Below are 21,286 nucleotides of genomic sequence, written 5' to 3'. Positions count from 1 at the left end.
CCCCATGGGTAACGAAGCGCAGACATTTCTTCCCGAACTGACCGGGCAGGACGGCCCGCAGCCCGGACCGAGCTGGCAGAACGCGCGCTGGCCGCTGACCGGCGACGCCGGCGACTGGACCGATGCACTCGACCCGACGACCTTGAAAGTCGTCGTCAAGGATGCCGCCATCAAAGCCGGCAAGGCGTATGACGCCACTGCCATCGAGCAGGCGGCAGGAGATTCGATCCGCGCCATGCTGCTGATCCGCAGCTACCGCGTGCGCGGCCATCTCGCGGCCAATCTCGATCCGCTGGGCCTGTCGGAGCGCAAGCTGCCCGACGACCTCAAGCTCGAATGGCACGGTTTCACCGGCGCCGCGCTCGACCGCGAGGTCTATGTCGGCGGGACGCTCGGCCTCGACTGGGTCGCCCCGCTCCGCCTGGTGGAGATCCTGCGGCTCAATTACTGCGGCCATGTCGGCATGGAATACATGCACATTGCCGACGTCGAGGAACGCCGTTTCCTGCAAGACCGGATCGAGGGCCCCGACAAGGTCATCACCTTCACCCCCGAGGGCAAGAAGGCGATCCTTTCGGCGGTGATCCGCGGCGAGGAATACGAGAAGTTCCTCGGCAAGAAGTACGTCGGCACCAAGCGCTTCGGCCTCGACGGCGGCGAATCGATGATCCCGGCGCTGGAGGCGGTGATCAAGTACGGCGGCGCGCTCGGCGTGCGCGAGATCGTCTACGGCATGTCGCACCGCGGCCGGCTCAACGTGCTCGCCAACGTCATGGCCAAGCCATACCGCGTAATCTTCCATGAATTCTCCGGCGGCACCGCCAATCCGGAAGACGTCGGCGGTTCGGGCGACGTCAAGTACCACCTCGGCACCAGCACCGACCGCGAGTTCGACGGGATCAAGGTGCACATGAGCCTGGTCCCCAATCCCAGCCACCTCGAAGCGGTCGACCCGGTGGTGCTCGGCAAAGTCCGCGCGCAGCAGGCGATCCGCGAGGATCTCGCCGCGCACGAAGAAGTCCTGCCGGTGCTGATCCACGGCGACGCGGCCTTCGCCGGCCAGGGCATCGTGTGGGAGTGCTTCGGCTTTTCCGGCGTGCGCGGATACAACACCGGCGGTACGCTGCACTTCGTCATCAACAACCAGATCGGCTTCACCACCAGCCCACAGTTCGCGCGCTCGTCGCCCTACCCGTCCGACGTCGCCAAGGGCGTCCAGGCGCCGATCCTGCACGTCAACGGCGACGATCCCGAGGCGGTGACCTTCGCCTGCAAGCTGGCGATCGAATACCGCCAGAAGTTCAAGCGCGACATCGTCATCGACATGTGGTGCTATCGCCGCTTCGGCCATAACGAGGGCGACGAGCCGAGCTTTACCCAGCCGCTGATGTATGCCCGCATCAAGGGGCATCCGAGCGTCTCGGACCTCTATTCCGAGCGGCTCAAGGAAGAAGGGGTCATCGATGCGGGCACCGCACCGGCGATCCGCAAGGAGTTCGACGACCTGCTGAGCGAGGAATTCGCCGCGGGACAGAATTACCTTCCCAACGAGGCGGACTGGTTCGCCGGGCGCTGGAGCGGTCTGCACAAGCCGGCCGATCCCGAATCCGCTCGCCGCAACGTCCACACCTCGATTTCGGCGAAGCTTTTCGAAAGCCTCGGCCGGACGCTGACGACGATCCCCGAGAGCCTGCACATTCACAAGACGCTGGCGCGCGTGATCGACGCCAAGCGCGAAATGTTCGCCCAGGGCGACGGGTTCGACTGGGCGACTGCCGAAGCGCTCGCCTTTGGCAGCCTCGTCACCGAAGGCTTCGGGGTGCGCCTGTCGGGCCAGGATTCGGGCCGCGGCACGTTCTCCCAGCGTCACGCCATGTGGATCGACCAGCAGGACGAGCACAAGTACATCCCGCTGACCACGCTGCCGCACGGCAAGTTCGAGGTCTACGACAGCCCGCTGTCGGAATACGGCGTGCTCGGCTTCGAATACGGCTTCGCCATGGCCGATCCCAAGACGCTGGTGCTGTGGGAGGCGCAGTTCGGGGATTTCGCCAACGGCGCGCAGATCATCATCGACCAGTTCATCGCCAGCGGCGAGGCCAAGTGGCTGCGCGCCAACGGCCTCGTCCTGCTGCTGCCGCACGGTTACGAGGGCCAGGGCCCCGAGCACTCCTCCGCTCGGCTCGAGCGTTTCCTGCAGCTGTGCGCCAACGACAACATCCAGGTCTGCAACATCACCAGCCCGGCGAACTACTTTCACGTGCTGCGCCGGCAGATGCTGCGCCCGTTCCGCAAGCCGCTGATCATCATGACGCCCAAGAGCCTACTGCGGCATCCAATGGCCAGGAGCCCGGCAGACAAGTTCACCGGCGACAGCCACTTCATGCGCATCCTCTCCGACAAGACCGAGATCGACGACAAGAACGTACGCCGGCTCGTCCTGTGTTCGGGCAAGGTGGCCTTCGACCTGTTCGAGAAGCGCGACGAGGAGGGTCTCGACGATGTCTCGATCATACGCATCGAGCAGCTCTATCCCTTTCCTGGCGAACCGCTTGCGGTCCGTCTCGAGCGGATGACCGGGCTCGAAGAGGTCATCTGGTGCCAGGAAGAGCCGAAGAACAACGGCGCGTGGTTCTTTGTCGAAAGCAAGATCGAGCAAGCGCTGACCGATGCCGGGCACAAGGGCATGCGGCCAAGTTACGCCGGCCGGGAAGTCGCCGCTTCGCCGGCCACGGGCCTCGCCAAGCGCCATCAGGCGCAGCAGGAGGCCCTGGTGTCGATCGCCCTCGGCCTCGCCGACGGCGGTGAAGCCAGACGCAAGCTCAAGAACGGTTCCAACCGCAAGCCAGCGGGCAAGGGAAAGTAAGATATGGCAACTGAAATCAAGGTCCCCGCGCTCGGTGAATCGGTCACCGAAGGAACGATCGCCGAATGGCTCAAGCAGCCGGGCGATGCGGTCGCGGCGGATGAACCGATCGTCAGCGTCGAAACCGACAAAGTCGCGGTAGAGGTTCCCTCCCCGGTCGCCGGGGTAATTGGCGAACTCAGAGCCAAGGTCGGCGACACCATCGAGGTCGGCACCGTCATCGCCACGGTCGAGGAAGGCGCGAGCGCTCCGGCCCCTGCACCGGCTCCTGCCCCGGCGCCCGAAGCGAAGTCCGATCATTCGGAGGAATCCGAGCAAGCGGCCGACATCGACCGTGAGCTTGATGCTCTGCCCAAAGGCAATGAGGCGGAGGATCACAGCGTCTCGATGTCACCCGCGGTGCGCCGCGCAGTGCTCGAGGCGGGGGTCGATCCGACGCAGATCAAGGGGACCGGCAAGGATGGGCGGCTGACCAAGGAGGACGTCCTCGCGGCGGCGGCCGCCAAGAAGGCCGCCCCGACGCCGAGCACGTCGGCCCCTGCCCCGGCTCCCTCATCCTCGCCTGCACCGGCGCGCGCGGCGAGCGGCGAGCGGCGCGAGGAACGGGTCAAGATGACGCGTCTGCGCCAGACCATCGCCCGCCGCCTCAAAGGCGCGCAGGAAGAGGCGGCGCTGCTGACCACGTTCAACGACGTCGACATGACCGCGGTGATCGAGGCGCGCGAGGCCTACAAGGAGCTGTTCGCCAAGAAGCACGGCATCAAGCTTGGCTTCATGAGCTTCTTCGCCAAGGCGAGCTGCCTGGCGCTGAAGGACGTGCCTTCGGTCAACGCCTACATCGACGGCGACGAAATCGTCTATCACGACTACGTCGACATCTCGGTGGCGGTGAGTGCGCCGAACGGTCTCGTCGTGCCGGTGGTGCGCGATGCCGATGCCAAGAGCTTCGCGCAGATCGAGCTCGACATCGCCGACTTCGGCAGCCGCGCCAAGGACGGCACGCTGACGATGGACGACATGAAGGGCGGCACCTTCACCATTTCCAACGGCGGTGTGTTCGGCAGCCTGATGAGCACCCCGATCATCAATCCACCGCAGAGCGCCGTGCTCGGCCTGCATCGTATCGAGGACCGCCCGGTCGCTCGTAACGGCGAAGTCGTGATCCGTCCGATGATGTACGTTGCGCTGAGCTACGACCACCGCATCATCGACGGCCGCGAGGCGGTCACTGCGCTAAAGATCATCAAGGAGGCGATCGAGGATCCCATGCGGATGCTGATCGATCTCTGAGAGGAAAAAAATGGCTGACACCTACGACTACGACGTTCTCATCATCGGCTCCGGCCCCGGCGGCTATGTCGCGGCGATCCGCGCGGCGCAGCTCGGGCTGAAAACCGCCTGCGTCGAAAGCCGCGAGACGCTGGGCGGCACCTGCCTCAACGTCGGCTGCATCCCCTCGAAGGCGATGCTACACGCGAGCGAGTACTTCGATGCGGCGAAGAACGGCATGATGGCCAAGATGGGTGTCGAGGTGACGCCCAAGCTCAACCTGCCCGCGATGCACGACCAGCGGATCGACGCGGTCAAGCAGCTGACCGGCGGCATCGCCTTCCTGTTCAAGAAGAACAAGGTCGACTGGATCAAGGGCTTCGCCAGCTTCAGGGACGCGCACACCGTCGAGGTGAACGGCGAAACCAAGACGGCCAAGGAAATCGTCATCGCCACCGGGTCCTCGGTCACGCCGCTCCCCGGCGTCGAAGTGGACAATTCCAAGTTCGTCGTGGTCGATTCGACCGGTGCGCTCGAACTGCCCAAGGTGCCCAAGACGATGGTCGTCATCGGCGGCGGCGTGATCGGGCTCGAACTCGGCTCGGTCTGGCGGCGGCTCGGCGCGGAAGTCATCGTGGTCGAATACCTCGACCAGATCCTGCCCGGCATGGACGAGGACGTCCGCAAGGAAGCCCACAAGATCTTCAAGAAGCAGGGTCTGACCTTCAAGCTCGGCACCAAGGTCACCGGCTGCACCGTCAAGGGCAAGACGGCGACGCTGACGATGGAACCCGCCGCCGGCGGCGACAACGAAACGCTCGAAGCCGACTGCGTGCTGGTTTCGATCGGCCGGAGGCCCAACACCGAGGGGCTCGGGCTCGACAGGATCGGGCTGGAAACGAACAAGCGCGGCCAGATCGAGGTGGACGGCGAATTCCGCACCTCGATCGACGGCGTGCGCGCGATCGGCGACGTAATTCCCGGCCCCATGTTGGCGCACAAGGCCGAGGACGAGGGCATCGCGGTGGCCGAATGGATCGCCGGGCAGACCGGCATCGTCAATCATGCGGTCATTCCCAGTGTGGTTTACACCTGGCCCGAGATCGCCGGCGTCGGCCTGACCGAAGAACAAGCCAAGGAGCAGGGCGAAGTCAAAGTCGGCAAGTTTCCCATGCTTGCCAACAGCCGTGCCAAGACCAATCACGAGCCCGACGGTTTCGTGAAAGTGATCTCGGAGGCGGACACGGACCGAGTGCTCGGCGTCTGGGCCATCGCGTCGGTCGCCGGTACAATGATTGCAGAGGCGGCGCTGGCGATGGAATTCGGCGCCACCAGCGAGGACATCGCCTACACCTGCCATGCGCACCCGACGCATCCGGAAGCGCTCAAGGAAGCGGCCATGGCCGTGCAGGGCAAACCGATCCACGTCTGATGGCGGTCTTGCGCCCGTTCCACCTCGCCTTCCCCGTCGATAATCTCGATGCGGCGCGCGCATTCTGGGGAGGGACGATGGGCTGTCCGGAGGGGCGTTCGTCCGACGAATGGATCGACTTCGACTTCTACGGCCATCAGATCGTTGCCCACCTCGCCCCGACGGTGGTCGCCAAGGGCGCCGCGGGATCCAACCCGGTCGACGGCCGCGACGTGCCGGTGCCGCATTTCGGCATCGTGCTGACGCTCGACGACTGGAAAGACCTGGCGAAACGTCTCGTCGAAGCGGGAGTCCGCTTCGAGATCGAGCCGCATGTGCGGTTCGAAGGCGAGCCGGGCGAGCAGGCAACGATGTTCTTCAAGGATCCGAGCGGAAACGCCATCGAGATGAAGGCCTTCGCCGACCTCGCCCAACTGTTCGTGGCCGACTAGCCGCCCCGCTCTCCCCGGGCTATCGCCGCCTAATGGCGAAACACCGCATGATGTTCCGTTTTGCGCGCTGGCACATCTGGCTCGGCTGGTTGGTCGGCTTGCCGATCCTGATGTGGACCGTCACCGGACTGGTGATGGTCGCGCGCGCGATCGACGAAGTCCGCGGCGATGCACTGGCGCGGGCCAAGATATGAGTCCACCGGTCCTCCCGCCCTTGCTCGACCTCGCAGGCACGGCCGTATTTGCACTCTCTGGCGCGCTGATCGCCGCACGCATGCGGCAGACCTTCGTAACGATGGTGTTCTTTGCGCTCGTCACCGGGGTCGGCGGCGGCACCGTGCGCGACCTGCTGATCGGCGAGCCGGTGTTCTGGCTGCGCGATCGCTGGGTGGCTCCGATTATCCTGGCCACTGCCATACTCGCCTGGTTCACCCCCAGCCGATGGTGGGCCGGCAGAATCCTGCTTTGGGGAGACGCGGTGGGCCTCGCCGCCTATTCGGTGCTGGGAACGGCGAAGGCGCTGGCTTTCGGTGTTGCGCCCCTACCGGCAGCGATCGTGGGGGTCATTTCCGGATGCGTGGGCGGCATAATTCGCGACATCCTGGCCGGCCAACCGTCGATCCTGATGCGCCCGGAACTCTACGTCACCGCCGCGGCGCTCGCCGCAACGCTGTGCATGGGGGGCACCCTGCTGGGCCTGCCGCAGGGTCTGGTCTGGGGCTTGGCGGCGCTCGCCGGGTTCGCGCTGCGCGGCGCGGCAGTCGTGTGGAAGATCGAACTGCCGGCCTATTCGCGCGAAACCTGATCGGTTCAACCGCCGTAGTGGCGAACGCCATTGTCCGGGTCGTCCTCACCGGGCCAAACCGGCCGGTCATCGACCTCGCCGGGAAGCGCGGTACCCGGAGCGGCGAGCGACGGCTGCGCGTCCTGCGCCGCGCGGGCCTGGCGGTAGACGTCGTCGGAATACTGCCGGTCGGGGCCCGCCGCGGCAGCGCCCTGCCAGCCACCGATGTCGAGCGAACGAAGCCGCCCGTCGCTGTCGATCCGGCAGCTGAAGGACTGGCCGCCCTCGATCGTTCCGGTCACCGACCATCCTGTGGCGTCGCGATTGGCGCTGTCGACCGTGCCGACGCGGTCGCGGCCGCGCTCGACCTGTCCGACGCACATCTCCACTGCGCCATCGATCCCGCGGCCGTTGCCGTCGCTGCTATAGCCCTGCCGTTGCTGAGGATAAGGCGGGGGTGCAGGATAGCGCTCGGCGCGGTCCTGTTTCGAAGCCGCGCTCGCGATGGCGGCAATACCGCCCAGAATCAGCACGCCGGCAAGCACGTCGCCGCCGTCGATACCATCCCGGTGGCGATGATGCCGGCGCCAACCGTTGGCCGAGTCCTCGTGATAGATGGCCGGTGCTCCGCGCGGCAATTCGAGCGCCGCGGCGGGCGCGGCAAGGAGCGAAACAGCCGCGGCACTTGCGGCGGCGGCACTGAAACGGCGGAACAGGGCCATGATGGCATCCCTCCTCGGTGGCGGCGCGGTGAGTCGCCGCGGACTGTCGATGAAGCGAGAGCTAGGCTCGCCAGGCTTGCGAGCGGCTGAACCGGATCTGGCGGGCGATGCGAGGGTCCCGCCTCTCGAACTTGCGTTCTATGGTCGGGACCCTCCCCATTGCCGCATCAGAGTCCGCGAATGCCGTGATAGTCGAGATCGACGACGCGGTTGTAACGCACTTGGCAGGTAAAGCTGCCGCTGTCGTAACCGTTATAACGGCTGTCATATCCGCGGTAGTCGTTGCGCCAACCCCGGCGCCAGTCGCTGTTGCGGGCATTCACCGCGATGCGGCCCTTCACCCGGTAGCCATCGCGCTTGCGGTCGATGTCGCGAATATCCGTGACCTTCGCGCGGCCGCCATAACTATAGCGACTGGCATTGTGTTCGGCGGCGCGGACGCACATCTCGACCGCCTCGCGCGGATTGCCGTAGCGGCTGTAGTTGTAGCGGCCGCGATATCGCTCGTCGCCGCGGTAGCGGTAATCGTCGTAGCGATAGCCGCGGTCGTTGCTCGCCGCGGAGGCTACGGCGGCGATGCCGCCGATGATGAGCGCCCCGGCGATAACGTCGCCGGCGTCGATTCCGTCGTGGTGGCGGTAGTGGTCGCGGTCACGGGCCATTGCGGGCGACGCCGAACCCAGCGCCATCGCGCCGGCCGCGACAGTGCCGATCATGCCCTTGGCCAAGGTCCTGGTAGCAATCTTCATGGTCTTCCCTTTCGCAGTTCGGAGCCGGTCTGCTCCTCCATGCAACGAGGTTTAGGCCATCCGCGGTGAGGCGAGGCTGAACTCGCCGGTTGGCATTTGTTCAGGAATATGATGCTTACTATGAACGGCATGCCGCACAAAAAAGGGCCGCGAAACCAAGCGGTTCGCGGCCCCTTCTTGCTCCGAATAGCCTTATCAGGCTTCGTCGAATTCCATTTCGTTCATCACCGGACCCGAATCCTGGCCCTTGGCATCCTCGTCGCGGTCGACCAGTTCGATGACCGCCATCGGAGCCGCGTCGGAGGCGCGGATGCCGGCCTTGATCACGCGGGTGTAGCCACCCTCGCGGTCGGCGTAACGCTCGGCGAGGACGTCGAACAGCTTCTTTTCCTGCGCATCGTCCATGATCCGCGCGTGGGCCAGGCGGCGATTGGAGAGCCCGCCACGCTTGGCCAAGGTCACCAGCTTTTCGACGTAGGGGCGCAGCTCTTTCGCCTTGGGCGTGGTGGTGAGGATCTGTTCGTGCTTGATCAGCGCGGCGGCCATGTTGCGCAGCAGGGCGGCGCGGTGGCCGGACTTGCGCTGCAGCTTGCGGCCGGAAATGCCGTGTTTCATCTCATGTACTCCGTTCGTAAGGGGGCCGTATCAGGTACCCCGTTCCCGGCGGCAGTTCGGGTCGCCGCCCTTTACCCTGCAGCCAGGTTAGCCGAGCAGTTCCTGCTCCAGCTTCTTGGCCATTTCCTCGATATTTTCAGGCGGCCAGCCCGGGATGTCCATGCCGAGCCGCAGGCCCATCGAGCTCAGGACTTCCTTGATCTCGTTGAGCGACTTGCGGCCGAAGTTCGGCGTGCGGAGCATCTCGGCTTCGGTCTTCTGGACCAGGTCGCCGATGTAGATGATGTTGTCGTTCTTGAGACAGTTGGCCGAACGCACCGACAGCTCGAGCTCGTCGACCTTCTTGAGCAGGTAGCGGTTGAGCTGGTTGGCGTCGCTTTCTTCCGGCTGCGCGGCGACGCCGATCATGGTGCCCTGCGGCTGCGGAATGCCATCCTCGAAGTGGACGAACAGCGTCAGCTGATCCTGCAGGATGCGCGCGGCGTAGGCCACGGCGTCTTCCGGCGTCACGGTGCCGTCGGTCTCGACCGTCAGGCTGAGCTTGTCGAAGTCGAGTTCCTGACCGACGCGGGCGTTTTCGACCTTGTAGCTGACCTGGCGAACCGGAGAATAAAGCGAGTCGATCGGAATCAGGCCAATCGGCGCATCGGCCGGACGGTTCGACACGGCCGGGACGTAGCCCTTGCCGCTGTCGGCGGTCAGTTCCATGTTGAGCGTCGCGCCCTCGTCCAGGTGACAGATCACCAGGTCCGGGTTGAGCACTTCGATATCGCCGGTAACGGCGATGTCGCCCGCCTTGACTTCGGCCGGGCCGGTGGCGGAGAGCTGCAGCCGCTTGGGGCCTTCGCCTTCCATCTTGAGCGCGATCTGCTTCGTGTTGAGGACGATGTCGGTGACGTCCTCGCGCACGCCGGCAAGCGAGGAGAATTCGTGCAGCACGTTCTCGATCTTGATCGAGGTGATGGCGGCGCCCTGCAGCGACGACAGCAGCACGCGGCGCAGCGCGTTGCCCAGGGTCAGGCCGTAGCCACGCTCGAGCGGCTCGGCGACGAAGGTGGCTTTGCGCTTCTTGTCGCCGCCTTCCTTGACTTCGAGCTGATTGGGTTTCTTCAGTTCCTGCCAGTTCTTCATGTTGACGGACATGGACTTCCCCTAAAGGTGTTTGTCTTGTGGCAACGACCGCGGAGCACTGGAGTGCCGCGGCCGATGCGAGTTTCTGGGCGGCTTGCGCCGCGGCAGGTTCGAATCAGACGCGGCGGCGCTTGGACGGCCGGACGCCATTGTGAGGGATCGGCGTCACGTCGCGGATCGACGTAATCGTAAAGCCGACGGCCTGAAGGGCGCGCAGCGCGCTCTCGCGGCCCGAGCCCGGGCCCTTAATCTCGATTTCAAGGGTCCGGACGCCGTGTTCGGCGGCCTTCTTGCCGGCGTCGTCGGCAGCCACCTGGGCGGCATACGGAGTCGACTTGCGGCTGCCCTTGAATCCCATCATGCCCGCGCTGGACCAGCTTATCGCATTGCCCTGCGCGTCGGTGATGGTGATCATGGTATTGTTGAAGCTGGCGTTCACGTGCGCGACGCCACTGGAGATATTCTTGCGTTCCCGCCTGCGGAGACGCTGAGGTTCACGAGCCATGGTTCGTATCCTGTCCTCGAGACATGGACCGGGTGTTACACGGTCCAGAGAGAAAAAAGCGGCGGCCTACTTCTTCTTGCCGGCGATGGGCTTGGCCTTGCCCTTGCGGGTGCGCGCATTGGTGTGCGTGCGCTGACCACGGACCGGCAGGCCCTTGCGATGGCGCAGCCCGCGGTAGCAGGCGAGGTCCATCAGCCGCTTGATGTTCATCGCGGTGTCGCGGCGCAGGTCGCCTTCCACGGTGTAGTCGGCGTCGATCGTTTCACGGATCTGCAGCACTTCCGCGTCGGACAGGTCCTGCACGCGGCGGCTGTGGTCGATGCCGAGCTTGTCGGCGATTTTCCTGGCCGTGGTCGGGCCAATTCCGTGGATATAGGTCAGCGCGACGATCACGCGCTTGTTGGTGGGGATGTTTACCCCGGCAATACGAGCCACTTACTTCTCCATGCTCCACAGGGGATAGCCGGTCGGCGCCCCTATCTCATCGCGTTCGTTTCGAACCACCGGATTGCCTGGACGGCAAAAAGCCCGGATGGGCGCGCACTTGGCTGTCGCCTGCCGGACTGGTCCCGATTTCTCGAATGTGGGGCGCTTACGGCGATTCGCAAGGCCCGTCAACAGCAGAAACCGCGCAAAGGCAATCACCTCGCGCTCACGCGACGATCGCGACCGACGCGACCGATGCGTTGCCTATACCGCGCTTCACGGCAGCGGTCAAAACGGGCTGCCGCCGAATGCAGCGACGACCTCGGCGGCGGAGATGGGACAAGGAGCGTTGCCGCCTCCCGGCGGGCCGGCCCTCAGCTCGCCAGAACCTGCTCGATGCGATCGGTTACGGTGTCTATCGCCGCCATGCCGTCGATGCGGGTCACGATGCCGCGCGCGTCGTAGATCGGCAGGATCGGCGCGGTCTTGGCACGGTATTCGGCCATCCGGGTGCGGACGGTTTCCTCGTTGTCGTCGGGACGGCGCTTGAACTCGGTGCTGCCGCACTTGTCACACACGCCGGCGACTTTCGGCAGCTTGTAGATGTCGTGATAGCCGGCGCCGCAGTTCGCGCAGGTGAAACGGCCGATGATACGCTCGACGAGAGCGTCCTCGTCGACCTCGAGCTCGATGACGTGATCGAGCTTGCGGCCATGCCGGGCAAGGATGGCGTCGAGCTGTTCGGCCTGCGCAGCGGTGCGGGGATACCCGTCGAAGATGGCCCCCACATCGGGCCCCATCGCGGTCAGTTCGGCGTCGATGAGCTTGCTGACGATCTCGTCGGAGACAAGCTCGCCGCGCTCCATGATCGCCTTGGCCTCGAGTCCGACCGGGGTCTGGGCCTTCACCGCCGCGCGCAGCATGTCGCCCGTCGAAAGCTGACGCATGCCGTGATGCTCGACCAACCGGGCGGCCTGCGTTCCCTTGCCGGCACCCGGCGGCCCGAGAAGGATGATGTTCAAAATCCTGCCCCCAATTGTGCCGCGCCTAGCGCAGCCGGCCCTTGAGCTTGGCCTTCTTGATAAGGTCACCGTACTGGTGAGCCAACAGGTGCGACTGGATCTGGCTGATAGTGTCCACCGTCACGTTGACCACGATGAGCAGGCTGGTTCCGCCGAGGAAAAGCTGGATGCCGGTCTCGTTGACCAGGAATTCGGGCGTGACGCAGACCAGGGTCAGGTAGAGCGCGCCGATCACCGTGATCCGGTCGAGCACGTAATCGAGATACTTTTCGGTGTTCTTGCCCGGACGAATGCCGGGAATGAACCCGCCGTTCTTCTTCAGGTTCTCAGCCGTCTCCTCGGGATTGAAGACCACCGAGGTGTAGAAGAAGCAGAAGAAGATGATGCCCAGGGCGTAAAGCGCCATGTGCAGCGGCTGACCGCGGCCGAGGTACTGGTTGAGCGTCTGGACCACGCTGTAGAACATCGAATCGGTGTTCAGCGAGTTGCCCGCAAACTGGGTAATGGTCAGCGGCAACACCAGCAGCGAGCTGGCGAAGATCGGCGGAATGACGCCCGCGGTGTTGAGCTTGAGCGGAAGGTGGCTGCGGTCGGCCTGCATCATGCCCTTGGCGCTGGCGCGCTTGGGATACTGAATCAGCAACCGCCGCTGGGCGCGCTCGACGAAGCAGATGAAGATCACCAGCCCGACGATGACGGCAATGATCGCGACGATCACGAACATGCTGACCGAGCCCGTGCGGCCGCCTTCGAAAAGGTTCGCGGCGAAAGTCGGGAACTGTGCGATGATGCCGGCCATGATGATCAGCGACACGCCGTTGCCGATACCGCGGCTGGTGATCTGCTCGCCCAGCCAGAGCAGGAACATGGTTCCGCCGATCAGGTTGATGACCGCGGTGATCTTGAACAGCAGGCCGGGATTGATGACCGCCTGCAGCCCGCTCGATGCGCCATAGGCCTCGAGCCCGGTCGCGAGGAACCAGCCCTGGATGGCGCACAGCAGGACAGCGCCGTAGCGGGTGTACTGATTGAGCTTCTTGCGCCCCGCCTCGCCTTCCTTCTTGAGCGCCATCAGCGAAGGATGGAGCGCGGCGGCGAGCTGCACAACGATCGAACTGGTGATGTAGGGCATCACGCCGAGCGCGATCAGGCTCATGCGCTGCAGCGAGCCGCCCGAGAAGGTGTTGAACAGGTCGAGGATGCCGCCGCGCGTCTGGTCGTAGAGCGTTTCCAGCACCAGCGGATTGACGCCCGGCAGAGGCACGAAACTGAGGAAGCGGAACACGACGAGCGCACCGACGGTGAACCAGATGCGCTGCTTGAGCTCGGTCGCCTTGCCGAAGTTGGCAAGGCTGAGATTGCTGGCGAGATTGTCGGCGCGTGATGCCATCGTCTTGCAAAAGCCTTAACTGAAGCCGCCGGATCCGGCCCGGCGGAGACCCCGTAAGCGGTCCATATAGGACGCGGGCGGGATCATGTAACCCCGCCCGCTCCCATTGTCCCGATTACTTCGCGGCAGCCCTGTTGGCGTCGCGGCGAGCGGTCTTCTTTTCATGCTCGCTGACCTTGGGCGCGGCAACCTCGACGGTTCCGCCGGCCTTTTCGACAGCGGCGATCGCGCCCTTGCTGGCGCCATCGACCTTGAAGGTCACCTTGGCAGTCAGTTCGCCCTTGCCGAGCAGACGCACGCCATCCTTACCACCGCGCGCCAGGCCGGCGGCCTTGAGCGCCTCGTGGTCGATGGGCTTCTTGGCGTCGAGCTTCTTGGCGTCGATGAACTTCTGCACCATGCCGACGTTGACCTCGGCAAAGTCCTTGCCGAACGGGTTGTTGAAGCCGCGCTTCGGCAGCCGCATGTGCAGCGGCATCTGGCCGCCCTCGAAGCCTTTGACGGCTACGCCCGAGCGGCTCTTCTGGCCCTTCTGGCCGCGGCCGGCAGTCTTGCCCTTGCCCGAGCCGATGCCCCGGCCGACCCGCATGCGGGACTTGCGGGCGCCTTCGTTGTCGCGGAGATCGTTGAGTTTCATAATGTGCACTCGCTTTCGCTTTTGTCGCGCTGGTAGGATGCGCCCGGCTCGGCGGCCGGGCGCGGGATGATCAGTCGATCACCTGGACGAGATGCGGGATCTTGGCGATCGCGCCGCGCACCTCGGGGGTGTCCTGGCGCTCGACGACCTTGTGCATCTTGTTCAGCCCCAAACCGATGAGGGTCTGGCGCTGATGCTCCGGGCGGCGGATCGGCGAACCGATCTGCTTGATCTTGATGGTCTTCTTGGCAGCCATCGTCATTACTCCGCGATAGCGGCGGCGTCGGCTTCAGCCTCGGCCTCCGAAGCGCCACCGCGGCCGAGAAGGTCGACGACCTTCTTGCCGCGACGCTGCGCGACCGACTTCGGCGAAGTCTGGTCCTGCAACGCCTCGAAGGTGGCGCGGATCATGTTGTAGGGGTTCGAGGTACCGATCGACTTGGTCACCACGTCGTGAACGCCAAGGCTTTCGAACACGGCGCGCATCGGACCGCCGGCGATGATGCCGGTACCGGCCGGAGCCGTCCGCACGTTGACCTTGCCGGCGCCGAAGCGGCCCTTGCCGTCGTGATGCAGCGTGCGACCTTCCTTGAGCGGCACGCGGATCATCTTCTTCTTGGCAGCAGCGGTCGCCTTGTTGATGGCTTCGGGGACTTCGCGGGCCTTGCCGTGGCCGAAGCCGACCCGGCCCTTGCCGTCGCCGACCACGACCAGTGCGGCGAAACCGAAGCGCTTGCCGCCCTTGACGGTCTTCGACACGCGATTGATGTGGACCAACTTCTCGATCAGCTCTTCGCCGCCGTCGTCGTCGCGGCCACGACGATCGTCGCGTCCACGGCCACGGCCGCCACCGCGATCGTTGCGGCCACCGCCGCCGCCGCCACGACCGCCACGCCCCCCGCGCGCTTCACGCGGCGGAGTCGTGCCGGCGGCAGGCGACTGATTGTCGAAGGCTTCGGTCGTCGCCGTGGTCGGGGTCGGGGTCGAACCCGCGTTGTCGACGACGACGGTCTCCTCGGCTTTCGCTTCGGCTGCCGGAGCAGCTTCCGCGGCCGGGGCTTCGTCGGCCTTGGCGTTCTCGGCGGGAGCCGCTTCTACGGCGGTATCCTCGACCTTGGTCTCTTCGACCTTGGCTTCGGTCTCTTCGGGTGTTTTCTTGTCAGCCATCGTCAGAACTCCAGCCCGCCCTCGCGGGCGGCATCGGCCAGCGCCTTGACGCGGCCATGGAACAGGTAGCCGCCGCGATCGAACACGACAGCGGTGACGCCGGCCTTCTTGGCCGCCGCGGCGATATCCTTGCCCACCTTGCTGGCAGCCTCGACGTTGGCGCCCGAGGACTTGCCGCCGAGCGTGCTCGCTGCGGCGACGGTCCGGCCGTCCTTGTCGTCGATGATCTGCGCGTAGATGTGCTGGCCGGTGCGGTGCACCGACAGGCGCGGCTTGCCGCCGGCGCGGCTCTTGAGCGCGGTCCGTACCCGGCGGCGGCGGCGTTCGAACAGGGAAAGCTTGGCCATCTTACTTCTTCTTCCCTTCCTTGCGGAAGATGTACTCGCCACGGTACTTGATGCCCTTGCCCTTGTAGGGTTCGGGTTTGCGCCAGCGGCGGATTTCGGCGGCGAACTGCCCGACCGCCTGCTTGTCGATCCCACTGATCTCGACCGTGGTCTGGTCCGGGGTCTTGACTTCGAGGCCCTCGGGCACGTCGAGATTGACATCGTGACTGTAGCCGAGCTGCAGCTTCAGGGTCTTGCCCTGAGCCTGCGCACGATAGCCGACGCCGCTGATCTCGAGGACCTTGGTAAAGCCGTCGGTCACGCCTTGCACCAGGTTGGACACCAGCGTGCGCTGCATGCCCCAGTGGTTGCGCGCCTCGCGCGTGTCGTTGGCCGGCTTGACCGAGATCTCGCCGCCATCGACCTTGTAGTCGATCAGGTCGGACAAACCGAGAGTCAGGGTCCCCTTGGGTCCCTTCACCGCCAGCGTGTCGCCCTCGATATTGGCGGTGACGCCACTCGGGATCGTCACCGGCTTCTTGCCGATGCGGCTCATCAGAACACCTCCGCCAGCACTTCGCCGCCGACGTTCTGGGTGCGCGCTTCGTTGTCCGAGAGCACGCCCTTCGGCGTCGAGACGATGGTGATGCCGAGACCGTTGCGGACATTCGGCAGTTCCCTGGAACCCGAATAGACCCGGCGGCCCGGCTTGGAGATACGGGCCACGTGCTTGATAGCGGGCTCGCCTTCGAAATACTTCAGTTCGATCCGCAGCGCCGGGTGCTTGCCGCTCGAATCCTCGGTGTAACCGCGGATGTAGCCCTCGCGCTGGAGGACCTCGAGGACGTTCGCGCGCAGCTTGGACGCCGGCGAAAGGACGGAATCCTTCTTCGCCTGCTGGCCGTTGCGGATGCGGGTGAGCATGTCACCCAGGGGATCGGTCATAGCCATCTTGTGATCCTCACCAGCTCGACTTGGTCACGCCCGGGATAAGGCCCTTGTTGGCCTTGTCGCGGAGCTCGATCCGGTTGAGGCCGAACTTGCGGTAATAGCCGCGCGGGCGGCCAGTGGTGGTGCAGCGGTTGCGCACACGCGTGGGATTCGCGTTGCGCGGCAATTCCGCCATCTTCAAGCGGGCCATCAACCGCTCGGTTTCGTCGAGCGACTTGTCGTCCGCAACAGCCTTCAGCTTTGCGTACTTGCTCGCGTACTTCTTCACGAGCTTCTTGCGCCGCTCGTTCTTGTTGATGGAACTCAGTTTCGCCATGGACTTAAGCTCTCCTGAAGCGGCTTACGCCGCCTCCTTCTCTTCGGCTTCGACAGCCGGGAACGGGAAACCGAACAGACGCAGCAGCTCGCGCGCCTCTTCGTCGGTCTTGGCAGTGGTCGTGACGATCACGTCCATGCCGCGAACCTTTTCGATACGGTCGTAGCTGATCTCGGGGAACACGATCTGTTCCTTGAGACCCATCGCGTAGTTGCCGCGGCCGTCGAACGAACGCGGGTTGAGCCCGCGGAAGTCGCGGATGCGCGGCATCGCGATGGTGACCAGACGGTCGAGGAATTCGTACATGCGTTCACGGCGCAAGGTGACCTTGCAGCCGATCGGCATGCCTTCACGCAGCTTGAACTGCGCGATCGACTTCTTCGCCTTGGTGATGACCGGCTTCTGGCCGGCGATCAGTTCCATTTCCTCGGCCGCAGTCTGGACCTTCTTCTTGTCCTGGCTCGCTTCGCCCACGCCCATGTTGAGCGTGATCTTCTCGAGCCGGGGCACCTCCAGGCGATTCTTGTAACCGAACTTCTCGGTCATCGCCTTGACGATGGTCTCGTCAAACTGCTTCTTGAGGCGCGGGGTGTAATTGTCAGCCATCGATGGTCTCCCCGGACTTCACGGCAATGCGCACCTTGGTGCCATCCTTCTTCGTTTCGAAGCGGACGCGGGTGGGCTTGCCGTCCTTCGGGTCGGCAACGGCGACCTTGCTGATCGCCATCGGAGCGGGCGAACGGTCGATGCCGCCCTGCGGATTGGTTTGCGTCGGCTTGCGGTGACGGGCGGCAACGTTGATCCCGTCGACCACGACCTTGCCTTCCTTCGGCATGACCTTGGTGACGGTGCCGGTGCGGCCCTTGTCCTTACCGGACAGAACCACGACGCTGTCGCCCTTCTTGATCTTCGCGGCGGCCATCACAGCACCTCCGGAGCAAGACTGATGATCTTCATGAAACCCTTGGAGCGCAGTTCGCGCACCACCGGGCCGAAGATACGAGTGCCGATCGGCTCCTCGCTCTTGTTGACGAGAACCGCGGCATTGCTGTCGAAGCGGATCACGCTGCCGTCGGGGCGGCGCACGTCTTTCCTCGTGCGGACGATGACCGCGCGGTGCACGTCGCCCTTCTTCACACGGGCACGCGGCTGCGCTTCCTTGACGGAAACGACGATCACGTCGCCGACACTCGCGGTCCGGCGCTTCGACCCGCCCAGCACCTTAATGCACTGGACGCGCTTCGCGCCGCTGTTGTCCGCGACGTCGAGATTGGATTGCATCTGGATCATCGATCCGGTTCCTTCTCAATGGCTTGCCGGAACAAGTCCGGCAGTTCCTTACGCCTGTCCCCGCTTACGCGGGGCTCAAAATCAGTTGCTTGCCGCCTCGACATCGAGATCGGCATCGACCGCCTGCACGCCGCCCGCCTGAACTCGGTCGAGAACGGCCCAGGTCTTGGTCTTCGAAATCGGGCGGGTCTCTTCGATCCGCACGATGTCGCCGGGGTGGTACTCGTTAGCCTCGTCGTGGGCGTGGTACTTCTTCGAGCGGCGGATGATCTTCCCGTACAGCGGGTGCTTCACCTTGCGCTCGACGAGCACGGTCACGGTCTTGTCGGTCTTGTCGGAAACGACGGTCCCGACCAGGATACGCTTGGGCATCGTCTGGTTTCCTTACTTCGCCGCCGCGGGCTTGGCGCTCTTGGCGCGTTCACCCTGCAGCGTCTGGATGCGGGCGATCTCACGGCGGACTTCCTTGATCCGCGCGGGACGCTCCAGCTGATTGGTCGCGGCCTGAAAGCGCAGGTTGAACTGCTCCTTCTTCAGTTCGTCGAGCTGCTGGCTGAGCTGATCGTCGGTCTTGGCGCGCATATCTTCGGTCTTGGTGGCCATCATTCGCCTCCGAGGTGCGAGTTGTCACCGAGCCGGGCGATGACCTTGGTCTTGATCGGCAGCTTCATCGCGGCGCGGCTGAACGCCTCCGCGGCGAGCGGGCCGGGAACACCGTCGAGCTCGAACAGGATGCGGCCCGGCTTGACGCGAGCGGCCCAGTATTCGATCGCGCCCTTGCCCTTGCCCTGGCGCACTTCGGCCGGCTTCTTCGACACCGGAACGTCGGGGAACACGCGGATCCACAGGCGCCCCTGGCGCTTGATGTGGCGCGTGATCGCACGGCGCGCGGCCTCGATCTGACGGGCGGTAATCCGCTCCGGCTCCAGCGCCTTCAGCCCGTAGGAGCCGAAATTGAGCGCGGTGCCGCCCTTGGCGTTACCGTGAATCCGGCCCTTGAACGCCTTGCGGAACTTGGTTTTCTTCGGTTGCAGCATGATCTCTACTCAGGTCCAGCGATCAACGGGCCGGGCGGACGCCGGAGGTTTGAGCCTCCATCATCAGCCGGTCCTGTGCGGTCGGGTCATGGCCGAGAATCTCGCCCTTGAAGACCCAGACCTTGATTCCGATGATGCCATAGGCGGTGAGCGCCTCGGCTTCGGCGTAGTCGACGTTGGCGCGCAGCGTGTGCAGCGGCACGCGGCCTTCGCGGTACTGCTCGACACGGGCGATCTCGGCGCCGCCGAGGCGGCCGCCGCACATCACCTTGATGCCTTCAGCGCCCAAACGCATCGCCGACTGCATCGCGCGCTTCATCGCACGGCGGAAGGCCACACGGCGGATCAGCTGGTCGGCAATGCCCTGGGCGATCAGCTTGGCGTCAATTTCCGGCTTGCGGATTTCGACGATGTTCAGCTTCACTTCGCTTTCGGTCATCTGCGACAGCTTGACCCGCAGCTTCTCGATATCGGCGCCCTTCTTGCCGATGATGACACCGGGCCGCGCGGCATAGATCGAGATGCGGCACAGCTTGGCCGGACGCTCGATCACCACCTTGGAAATCGCCGCCTGCGGCAGGCTTCCCATGATGAACTTGCGGATCTCGATGTCTTCCTTGAGCAGCTGCGCATAAGCGCGGCCCTCGGAATACCAGCGGCTGTCCCAGGTCCGGTTGATCTGCAGGCGCAGCCCGATCGGGTTGGATTTATGACCCATGATCAGGCCTCCTCTTGCTCGCGAACGACGATCCGCAGCCGGCTGAACGGCTTGAGGATGCGGGTGGACTTGCCACGGCCGCGCGTCGCGAAGCGCTTCATGGTGATCGACTTGCCGACAGAAGCTTCCGCCACGACCAGCGCGTCGACGTCCAGGTTGTGATTGTTCTCGGCGTTGGCAATGGCGCTGGCGAGGACCTTGGCCGCGTCGCGCGCCATGGCCTTCTTCGAGAAAGCGAGAATGTTCAGCGCTTCCTCGGCCTTGCGGCCGCGGATCAGCGTCGCGACGAGGTTGAGCTTCTGCGCGGAACCACGGATCGTGGTGCCGACAGCCAGCGCCTCGTTGTCGCCGACCCGGCGCGGGGCTTTCTGCTTGCTCATCAGCGCTTACCCTTCTTGTCGGCGGCGTGACCCGGGAAGCTGCGCGTGGGCGAGAACTCGCCGAGCTTGTGGCCGACCATGTCTTCGTTGACCGAGACGGGGATGAACTTGTGACCGTTGTAGACGCTGAACGTCAGGCCGACGAAATCCGGCAGGATCGTCGAACGGCGCGACCAGGTCTTGATCGGCGCACGGCCACCCGATTCCTGAGCGACCTGTGCCTTCTTGAGCAGGTGCAGGTCGACGAACGGACCTTTCCAGACGGAACGAGCCATGTCGGATTACCTCTTCTTCTTCGCGTGGCGCGAACGGATGATCATCTTGTCCGTCTGCTTGTTGTTGCGGGTCCGGGCGCCCTTGGTCGGCTTGCCCCACGGGGTCACCGGGTGACGTCCGCCCGAAGTACGGCCTTCACCGCCGCCATGCGGGTGATCGACCGGATTCTTCGCAACGCCGCGGGTCAGCGGACGGCGGCCCATCCAGCGCTTGCGGCCGGCCTTGCCCAGGTTCTGGTTCTGGTTGTCGGGGTTCGACACCGCACCGACCGTGCCCATGCAGTCCGAACGCAGGTAGCGCTGCTCGCCCGAATTGAGGCGGACGATGACGAGACCGCGGTCGCGACCGACCAGCTGCACGTAGGTGCCGGCCGACCGGGCGATCTGACCGCCCTTGCCCGGCTTCATCTCGACGTTGTGGCAGATCGTGCCGACCGGCATCTGGCCGAGCAGCATCGCGTTGCCCGGCTTCACGTCGACACGCTCGCCGGCGACGATCTTGTCACCCACGGCGACGCGCTGCGGGGCCAGGATGTAGGCGAGTTCACCGTCGTCGTACTTGACCAGGGCGATGAACGCGGTCCGGTTGGGATCGTATTCGATACGCTCGATCGAGCCTTCGACGTCCCACTTGCGGCGCTTGAAGTCGACATAGCGATACTTCTGCTTGTGACCGCCCGCGATCCCGCGGCTGGTGACGTGGCCCTTGTTGTTACGGCCGCCGGTCTTGCGCTTGCCTTCCGTGAGCGACTTGATCGGGCCGCCCTTGTGGAGGCCGGACTTGTCGACAAGGATGAGGCCGCGGCGCGCCGGGCTCGTCGGTTTGTAGTTCTTGAGTGCCATTGTT

31 protein-coding genes are annotated in these 21,286 nt (G+C 64.8%); 6 read left to right on the top strand and 25 right to left on the bottom strand.

From position 1 onward, the window contains the following. Positions 1-4 precede the first annotated feature (4 nt). From Q7I88_RS09370 to Q7I88_RS09345, 6 genes are read left to right on the top strand one after another with little or no spacing between them, the layout of a single operon-like run. Entirely contained in the window at positions 5-2,866 is a 2,862-nt protein-coding gene (locus Q7I88_RS09370) for a 2-oxoglutarate dehydrogenase E1 component (protein WP_305095656.1), read from the top strand. 3 nt (positions 2,867-2,869) lie between these two features. Beyond that, positions 2,870-4,156, top strand: a complete 1,287-nt coding sequence (gene odhB / locus Q7I88_RS09365) for a 2-oxoglutarate dehydrogenase complex dihydrolipoyllysine-residue succinyltransferase (protein WP_305095655.1) — start codon at positions 2,870-2,872, stop codon at positions 4,154-4,156. Between the two features lie 10 nt (positions 4,157-4,166). Next, positions 4,167-5,567, top strand: coding sequence for a dihydrolipoyl dehydrogenase (gene lpdA / locus Q7I88_RS09360; protein ID WP_305095654.1), 1,401 nt, complete (start codon positions 4,167-4,169; stop codon positions 5,565-5,567). Continuing rightward, positions 5,567-5,998, top strand: coding sequence for a VOC family protein (locus tag Q7I88_RS09355; RefSeq protein WP_305095653.1), 432 nt, complete (start codon positions 5,567-5,569; stop codon positions 5,996-5,998). The genes lpdA and Q7I88_RS09355 overlap by 1 nt, the downstream gene beginning before the upstream one ends. A gap of 32 nt (positions 5,999-6,030) precedes the next feature. Further along, a complete protein-coding gene (locus Q7I88_RS09350) occupies positions 6,031-6,192 on the top strand; it encodes a hypothetical protein (RefSeq protein WP_305095652.1) in 162 nt (53 codons plus the stop codon). Continuing rightward, on the top strand, positions 6,189-6,803 hold the full coding sequence (locus Q7I88_RS09345) for a trimeric intracellular cation channel family protein (protein WP_305095651.1): 615 nt from the start codon (positions 6,189-6,191) through the stop codon (positions 6,801-6,803). The genes Q7I88_RS09350 and Q7I88_RS09345 overlap by 4 nt, the downstream gene beginning before the upstream one ends. A gap of 5 nt (positions 6,804-6,808) precedes the next feature. Here the strand turns inward: Q7I88_RS09345 and Q7I88_RS09340 are convergent, their stop codons facing one another. The 25 genes from Q7I88_RS09340 to rplB form a co-directional block, all read right to left on the bottom strand. Next, a complete protein-coding gene (locus Q7I88_RS09340) occupies positions 6,809-7,504 on the bottom strand; it encodes a hypothetical protein (RefSeq protein ID WP_305095650.1) in 696 nt (231 codons plus the stop codon). 167 nt (positions 7,505-7,671) lie between these two features. Next, positions 7,672-8,253, bottom strand: a complete 582-nt coding sequence (locus Q7I88_RS09335) for a hypothetical protein (protein ID WP_305095649.1) — start codon at positions 8,251-8,253, stop codon at positions 7,672-7,674. 195 nt (positions 8,254-8,448) lie between these two features. After that, a complete protein-coding gene (gene rplQ / locus Q7I88_RS09330; RefSeq protein ID WP_305095648.1) occupies positions 8,449-8,868 on the bottom strand; it encodes a 50S ribosomal protein L17 in 420 nt (139 codons plus the stop codon). An 87-nt stretch (positions 8,869-8,955) separates the two neighbouring features. After that, entirely contained in the window at positions 8,956-10,011 is a 1,056-nt protein-coding gene (locus Q7I88_RS09325) for a DNA-directed RNA polymerase subunit alpha (protein ID WP_305095647.1), read from the bottom strand. Between the two features lie 103 nt (positions 10,012-10,114). Further along, on the bottom strand, positions 10,115-10,504 hold the full coding sequence (gene rpsK / locus Q7I88_RS09320) for a 30S ribosomal protein S11 (protein ID WP_305095646.1): 390 nt from the start codon (positions 10,502-10,504) through the stop codon (positions 10,115-10,117). Between the two features lie 66 nt (positions 10,505-10,570). Further along, positions 10,571-10,939 carry a 30S ribosomal protein S13 gene (rpsM, locus tag Q7I88_RS09315; RefSeq protein WP_305095645.1) on the bottom strand — a complete coding sequence of 123 codons (369 nt, stop codon included), beginning with the start codon at positions 10,937-10,939 and terminating at the stop codon, positions 10,571-10,573. A 365-nt stretch (positions 10,940-11,304) separates the two neighbouring features. Further along, positions 11,305-11,952, bottom strand: a complete 648-nt coding sequence (locus Q7I88_RS09310; protein ID WP_305095644.1) for an adenylate kinase — start codon at positions 11,950-11,952, stop codon at positions 11,305-11,307. 25 nt (positions 11,953-11,977) lie between these two features. Beyond that, positions 11,978-13,342, bottom strand: a complete 1,365-nt coding sequence (gene secY / locus Q7I88_RS09305) for a preprotein translocase subunit SecY (RefSeq protein WP_305095643.1) — start codon at positions 13,340-13,342, stop codon at positions 11,978-11,980. A gap of 115 nt (positions 13,343-13,457) precedes the next feature. Further along, positions 13,458-13,979 carry a 50S ribosomal protein L15 gene (rplO, locus tag Q7I88_RS09300; RefSeq protein ID WP_305098588.1) on the bottom strand — a complete coding sequence of 174 codons (522 nt, stop codon included), beginning with the start codon at positions 13,977-13,979 and terminating at the stop codon, positions 13,458-13,460. A gap of 70 nt (positions 13,980-14,049) precedes the next feature. After that, a complete protein-coding gene (gene rpmD / locus Q7I88_RS09295) occupies positions 14,050-14,235 on the bottom strand; it encodes a 50S ribosomal protein L30 (protein ID WP_305098587.1) in 186 nt (61 codons plus the stop codon). Between the two features lie 5 nt (positions 14,236-14,240). After that, complete coding sequence (rpsE, locus tag Q7I88_RS09290) at positions 14,241-15,146, bottom strand: 30S ribosomal protein S5 (protein WP_305095642.1); 906 nt, start codon at positions 15,144-15,146, stop codon at positions 14,241-14,243. 2 nt (positions 15,147-15,148) lie between these two features. Next, positions 15,149-15,493 carry a 50S ribosomal protein L18 gene (gene rplR, locus Q7I88_RS09285; RefSeq protein ID WP_305095641.1) on the bottom strand — a complete coding sequence of 115 codons (345 nt, stop codon included), beginning with the start codon at positions 15,491-15,493 and terminating at the stop codon, positions 15,149-15,151. Between the two features lies 1 nt (position 15,494). Beyond that, positions 15,495-16,028: a 50S ribosomal protein L6 gene (rplF, locus tag Q7I88_RS09280; protein WP_305095640.1), complete on the bottom strand. Its 534-nt coding sequence runs from the start codon at positions 16,026-16,028 to the stop codon at positions 15,495-15,497. Further along, positions 16,028-16,423: a 30S ribosomal protein S8 gene (gene rpsH / locus Q7I88_RS09275; protein WP_305095639.1), complete on the bottom strand. Its 396-nt coding sequence runs from the start codon at positions 16,421-16,423 to the stop codon at positions 16,028-16,030. Before rpsH ends, rplF begins: the two co-directional genes overlap by 1 nt. A gap of 10 nt (positions 16,424-16,433) precedes the next feature. Continuing rightward, positions 16,434-16,739: a 30S ribosomal protein S14 gene (gene rpsN, locus Q7I88_RS09270; protein ID WP_305095638.1), complete on the bottom strand. Its 306-nt coding sequence runs from the start codon at positions 16,737-16,739 to the stop codon at positions 16,434-16,436. A gap of 24 nt (positions 16,740-16,763) precedes the next feature. After that, the gene (rplE, locus tag Q7I88_RS09265) at positions 16,764-17,345 is read right to left on the bottom strand and encodes a 50S ribosomal protein L5 (protein WP_305095637.1); all 582 of its coding nucleotides are present in this window, start codon (positions 17,343-17,345) and stop codon (positions 16,764-16,766) included. Then, on the bottom strand, positions 17,338-17,661 hold the full coding sequence (rplX, locus tag Q7I88_RS09260; RefSeq protein WP_305095636.1) for a 50S ribosomal protein L24: 324 nt from the start codon (positions 17,659-17,661) through the stop codon (positions 17,338-17,340). The genes rplE and rplX overlap by 8 nt, the downstream gene beginning before the upstream one ends. After that, positions 17,661-18,029, bottom strand: coding sequence for a 50S ribosomal protein L14 (gene rplN, locus Q7I88_RS09255; protein ID WP_305095635.1), 369 nt, complete (start codon positions 18,027-18,029; stop codon positions 17,661-17,663). Before rplN ends, rplX begins: the two co-directional genes overlap by 1 nt. 81 nt (positions 18,030-18,110) lie before the next feature. Continuing rightward, a complete protein-coding gene (rpsQ, locus tag Q7I88_RS09250; RefSeq protein ID WP_305095634.1) occupies positions 18,111-18,401 on the bottom strand; it encodes a 30S ribosomal protein S17 in 291 nt (96 codons plus the stop codon). A gap of 12 nt (positions 18,402-18,413) precedes the next feature. Continuing rightward, a complete protein-coding gene (gene rpmC / locus Q7I88_RS09245) occupies positions 18,414-18,632 on the bottom strand; it encodes a 50S ribosomal protein L29 (RefSeq protein WP_305095633.1) in 219 nt (72 codons plus the stop codon). Continuing rightward, positions 18,632-19,066 carry a 50S ribosomal protein L16 gene (gene rplP / locus Q7I88_RS09240; protein WP_305095632.1) on the bottom strand — a complete coding sequence of 145 codons (435 nt, stop codon included), beginning with the start codon at positions 19,064-19,066 and terminating at the stop codon, positions 18,632-18,634. The genes rpmC and rplP overlap by 1 nt, the downstream gene beginning before the upstream one ends. 22 nt (positions 19,067-19,088) lie before the next feature. Further along, positions 19,089-19,784: a 30S ribosomal protein S3 gene (rpsC, locus tag Q7I88_RS09235; RefSeq protein WP_305095631.1), complete on the bottom strand. Its 696-nt coding sequence runs from the start codon at positions 19,782-19,784 to the stop codon at positions 19,089-19,091. A gap of 2 nt (positions 19,785-19,786) precedes the next feature. Next, complete coding sequence (gene rplV, locus Q7I88_RS09230) at positions 19,787-20,164, bottom strand: 50S ribosomal protein L22 (RefSeq protein WP_305095630.1); 378 nt, start codon at positions 20,162-20,164, stop codon at positions 19,787-19,789. Continuing rightward, positions 20,164-20,439, bottom strand: coding sequence for a 30S ribosomal protein S19 (gene rpsS / locus Q7I88_RS09225; RefSeq protein WP_305095629.1), 276 nt, complete (start codon positions 20,437-20,439; stop codon positions 20,164-20,166). The genes rplV and rpsS overlap by 1 nt, the downstream gene beginning before the upstream one ends. Before the next feature lie 6 nt (positions 20,440-20,445). Then, positions 20,446-21,282: a 50S ribosomal protein L2 gene (gene rplB, locus Q7I88_RS09220; RefSeq protein ID WP_305095628.1), complete on the bottom strand. Its 837-nt coding sequence runs from the start codon at positions 21,280-21,282 to the stop codon at positions 20,446-20,448. Positions 21,283-21,286: the final 4 nt, after the last annotated feature.

This window comes from Croceibacterium aestuarii (assembly GCF_030657335.1).
Classification (GTDB): domain Bacteria; phylum Pseudomonadota; class Alphaproteobacteria; order Sphingomonadales; family Sphingomonadaceae; genus Croceibacterium_B; species Croceibacterium_B aestuarii.
The sequence above is the reverse complement of the archived record's forward strand: the minus strand, read 5'-3'. Positions and strand labels throughout refer to the sequence as shown.

Bases quoted from the DNA above. Each gene is read 5' to 3' on its own strand.
- Q7I88_RS09345 (WP_305095651.1), top strand. From the start codon at position 6,189: ATGAGTCCACCGGTCCTCCCGCCCTTGCTCGACCTCGCAGGCACGGCC.
- rpsQ (WP_305095634.1), bottom strand. From the start codon at position 18,401: ATGCCCAAGCGTATCCTGGTCGGGACCGTCGTTTCCGACAAGACCGAC.
- rplR (WP_305095641.1), bottom strand. From the start codon at position 15,493: ATGGCCAAGCTTTCCCTGTTCGAACGCCGCCGCCGCCGGGTACGGACC.
- rpsC (WP_305095631.1), bottom strand. From the start codon at position 19,784: ATGGGTCATAAATCCAACCCGATCGGGCTGCGCCTGCAGATCAACCGG.
- rpmD (WP_305098587.1), bottom strand. From the start codon at position 14,235: ATGGCTGCCAAGAAGACCATCAAGATCAAGCAGATCGGTTCGCCGATC.
- rplN (WP_305095635.1), bottom strand. From the start codon at position 18,029: ATGATCCAGATGCAATCCAATCTCGACGTCGCGGACAACAGCGGCGCG.
- rplF (WP_305095640.1), bottom strand. From the start codon at position 16,028: ATGAGCCGCATCGGCAAGAAGCCGGTGACGATCCCGAGTGGCGTCACC.
- rplB (WP_305095628.1), bottom strand. From the start codon at position 21,282: ATGGCACTCAAGAACTACAAACCGACGAGCCCGGCGCGCCGCGGCCTC.
- secY (WP_305095643.1), bottom strand. From the start codon at position 13,342: ATGGCATCACGCGCCGACAATCTCGCCAGCAATCTCAGCCTTGCCAAC.
- rpsK (WP_305095646.1), bottom strand. From the start codon at position 10,504: ATGGCTCGTGAACCTCAGCGTCTCCGCAGGCGGGAACGCAAGAATATC.
- rplV (WP_305095630.1), bottom strand. From the start codon at position 20,164: ATGAGCAAGCAGAAAGCCCCGCGCCGGGTCGGCGACAACGAGGCGCTG.
- Q7I88_RS09325 (WP_305095647.1), bottom strand. From the start codon at position 10,011: ATGTCCGTCAACATGAAGAACTGGCAGGAACTGAAGAAACCCAATCAG.
- rpsE (WP_305095642.1), bottom strand. From the start codon at position 15,146: ATGGCTGACAAGAAAACACCCGAAGAGACCGAAGCCAAGGTCGAAGAG.
- rplX (WP_305095636.1), bottom strand. From the start codon at position 17,661: ATGGCCGCCGCGAAGATCAAGAAGGGCGACAGCGTCGTGGTTCTGTCC.
- rpsN (WP_305095638.1), bottom strand. From the start codon at position 16,739: ATGGCGAAACTGAGTTCCATCAACAAGAACGAGCGGCGCAAGAAGCTC.
- rplQ (WP_305095648.1), bottom strand. From the start codon at position 8,868: ATGAAACACGGCATTTCCGGCCGCAAGCTGCAGCGCAAGTCCGGCCAC.
- rplE (WP_305095637.1), bottom strand. From the start codon at position 17,345: ATGGCTGACAATTACACCCCGCGCCTCAAGAAGCAGTTTGACGAGACC.
- Q7I88_RS09355 (WP_305095653.1), top strand. From the start codon at position 5,567: ATGGCGGTCTTGCGCCCGTTCCACCTCGCCTTCCCCGTCGATAATCTC.
- rpsH (WP_305095639.1), bottom strand. From the start codon at position 16,423: ATGGCTATGACCGATCCCCTGGGTGACATGCTCACCCGCATCCGCAAC.
- lpdA (WP_305095654.1), top strand. From the start codon at position 4,167: ATGGCTGACACCTACGACTACGACGTTCTCATCATCGGCTCCGGCCCC.
- rpmC (WP_305095633.1), bottom strand. From the start codon at position 18,632: ATGGCCACCAAGACCGAAGATATGCGCGCCAAGACCGACGATCAGCTC.
- Q7I88_RS09340 (WP_305095650.1), bottom strand. From the start codon at position 7,504: ATGGCCCTGTTCCGCCGTTTCAGTGCCGCCGCCGCAAGTGCCGCGGCT.
- Q7I88_RS09350 (WP_305095652.1), top strand. From the start codon at position 6,031: ATGGCGAAACACCGCATGATGTTCCGTTTTGCGCGCTGGCACATCTGG.
- Q7I88_RS09335 (WP_305095649.1), bottom strand. From the start codon at position 8,253: ATGAAGATTGCTACCAGGACCTTGGCCAAGGGCATGATCGGCACTGTC.
- rpsS (WP_305095629.1), bottom strand. From the start codon at position 20,439: ATGGCTCGTTCCGTCTGGAAAGGTCCGTTCGTCGACCTGCACCTGCTC.
- rplP (WP_305095632.1), bottom strand. From the start codon at position 19,066: ATGCTGCAACCGAAGAAAACCAAGTTCCGCAAGGCGTTCAAGGGCCGG.
- rplO (WP_305098588.1), bottom strand. From the start codon at position 13,979: ATGAAACTCAACGATCTCCGCGACAACGAAGGCGCCCGCAAGTCCCGC.
- Q7I88_RS09370 (WP_305095656.1), top strand. From the start codon at position 5: ATGGGTAACGAAGCGCAGACATTTCTTCCCGAACTGACCGGGCAGGAC.
- odhB (WP_305095655.1), top strand. From the start codon at position 2,870: ATGGCAACTGAAATCAAGGTCCCCGCGCTCGGTGAATCGGTCACCGAA.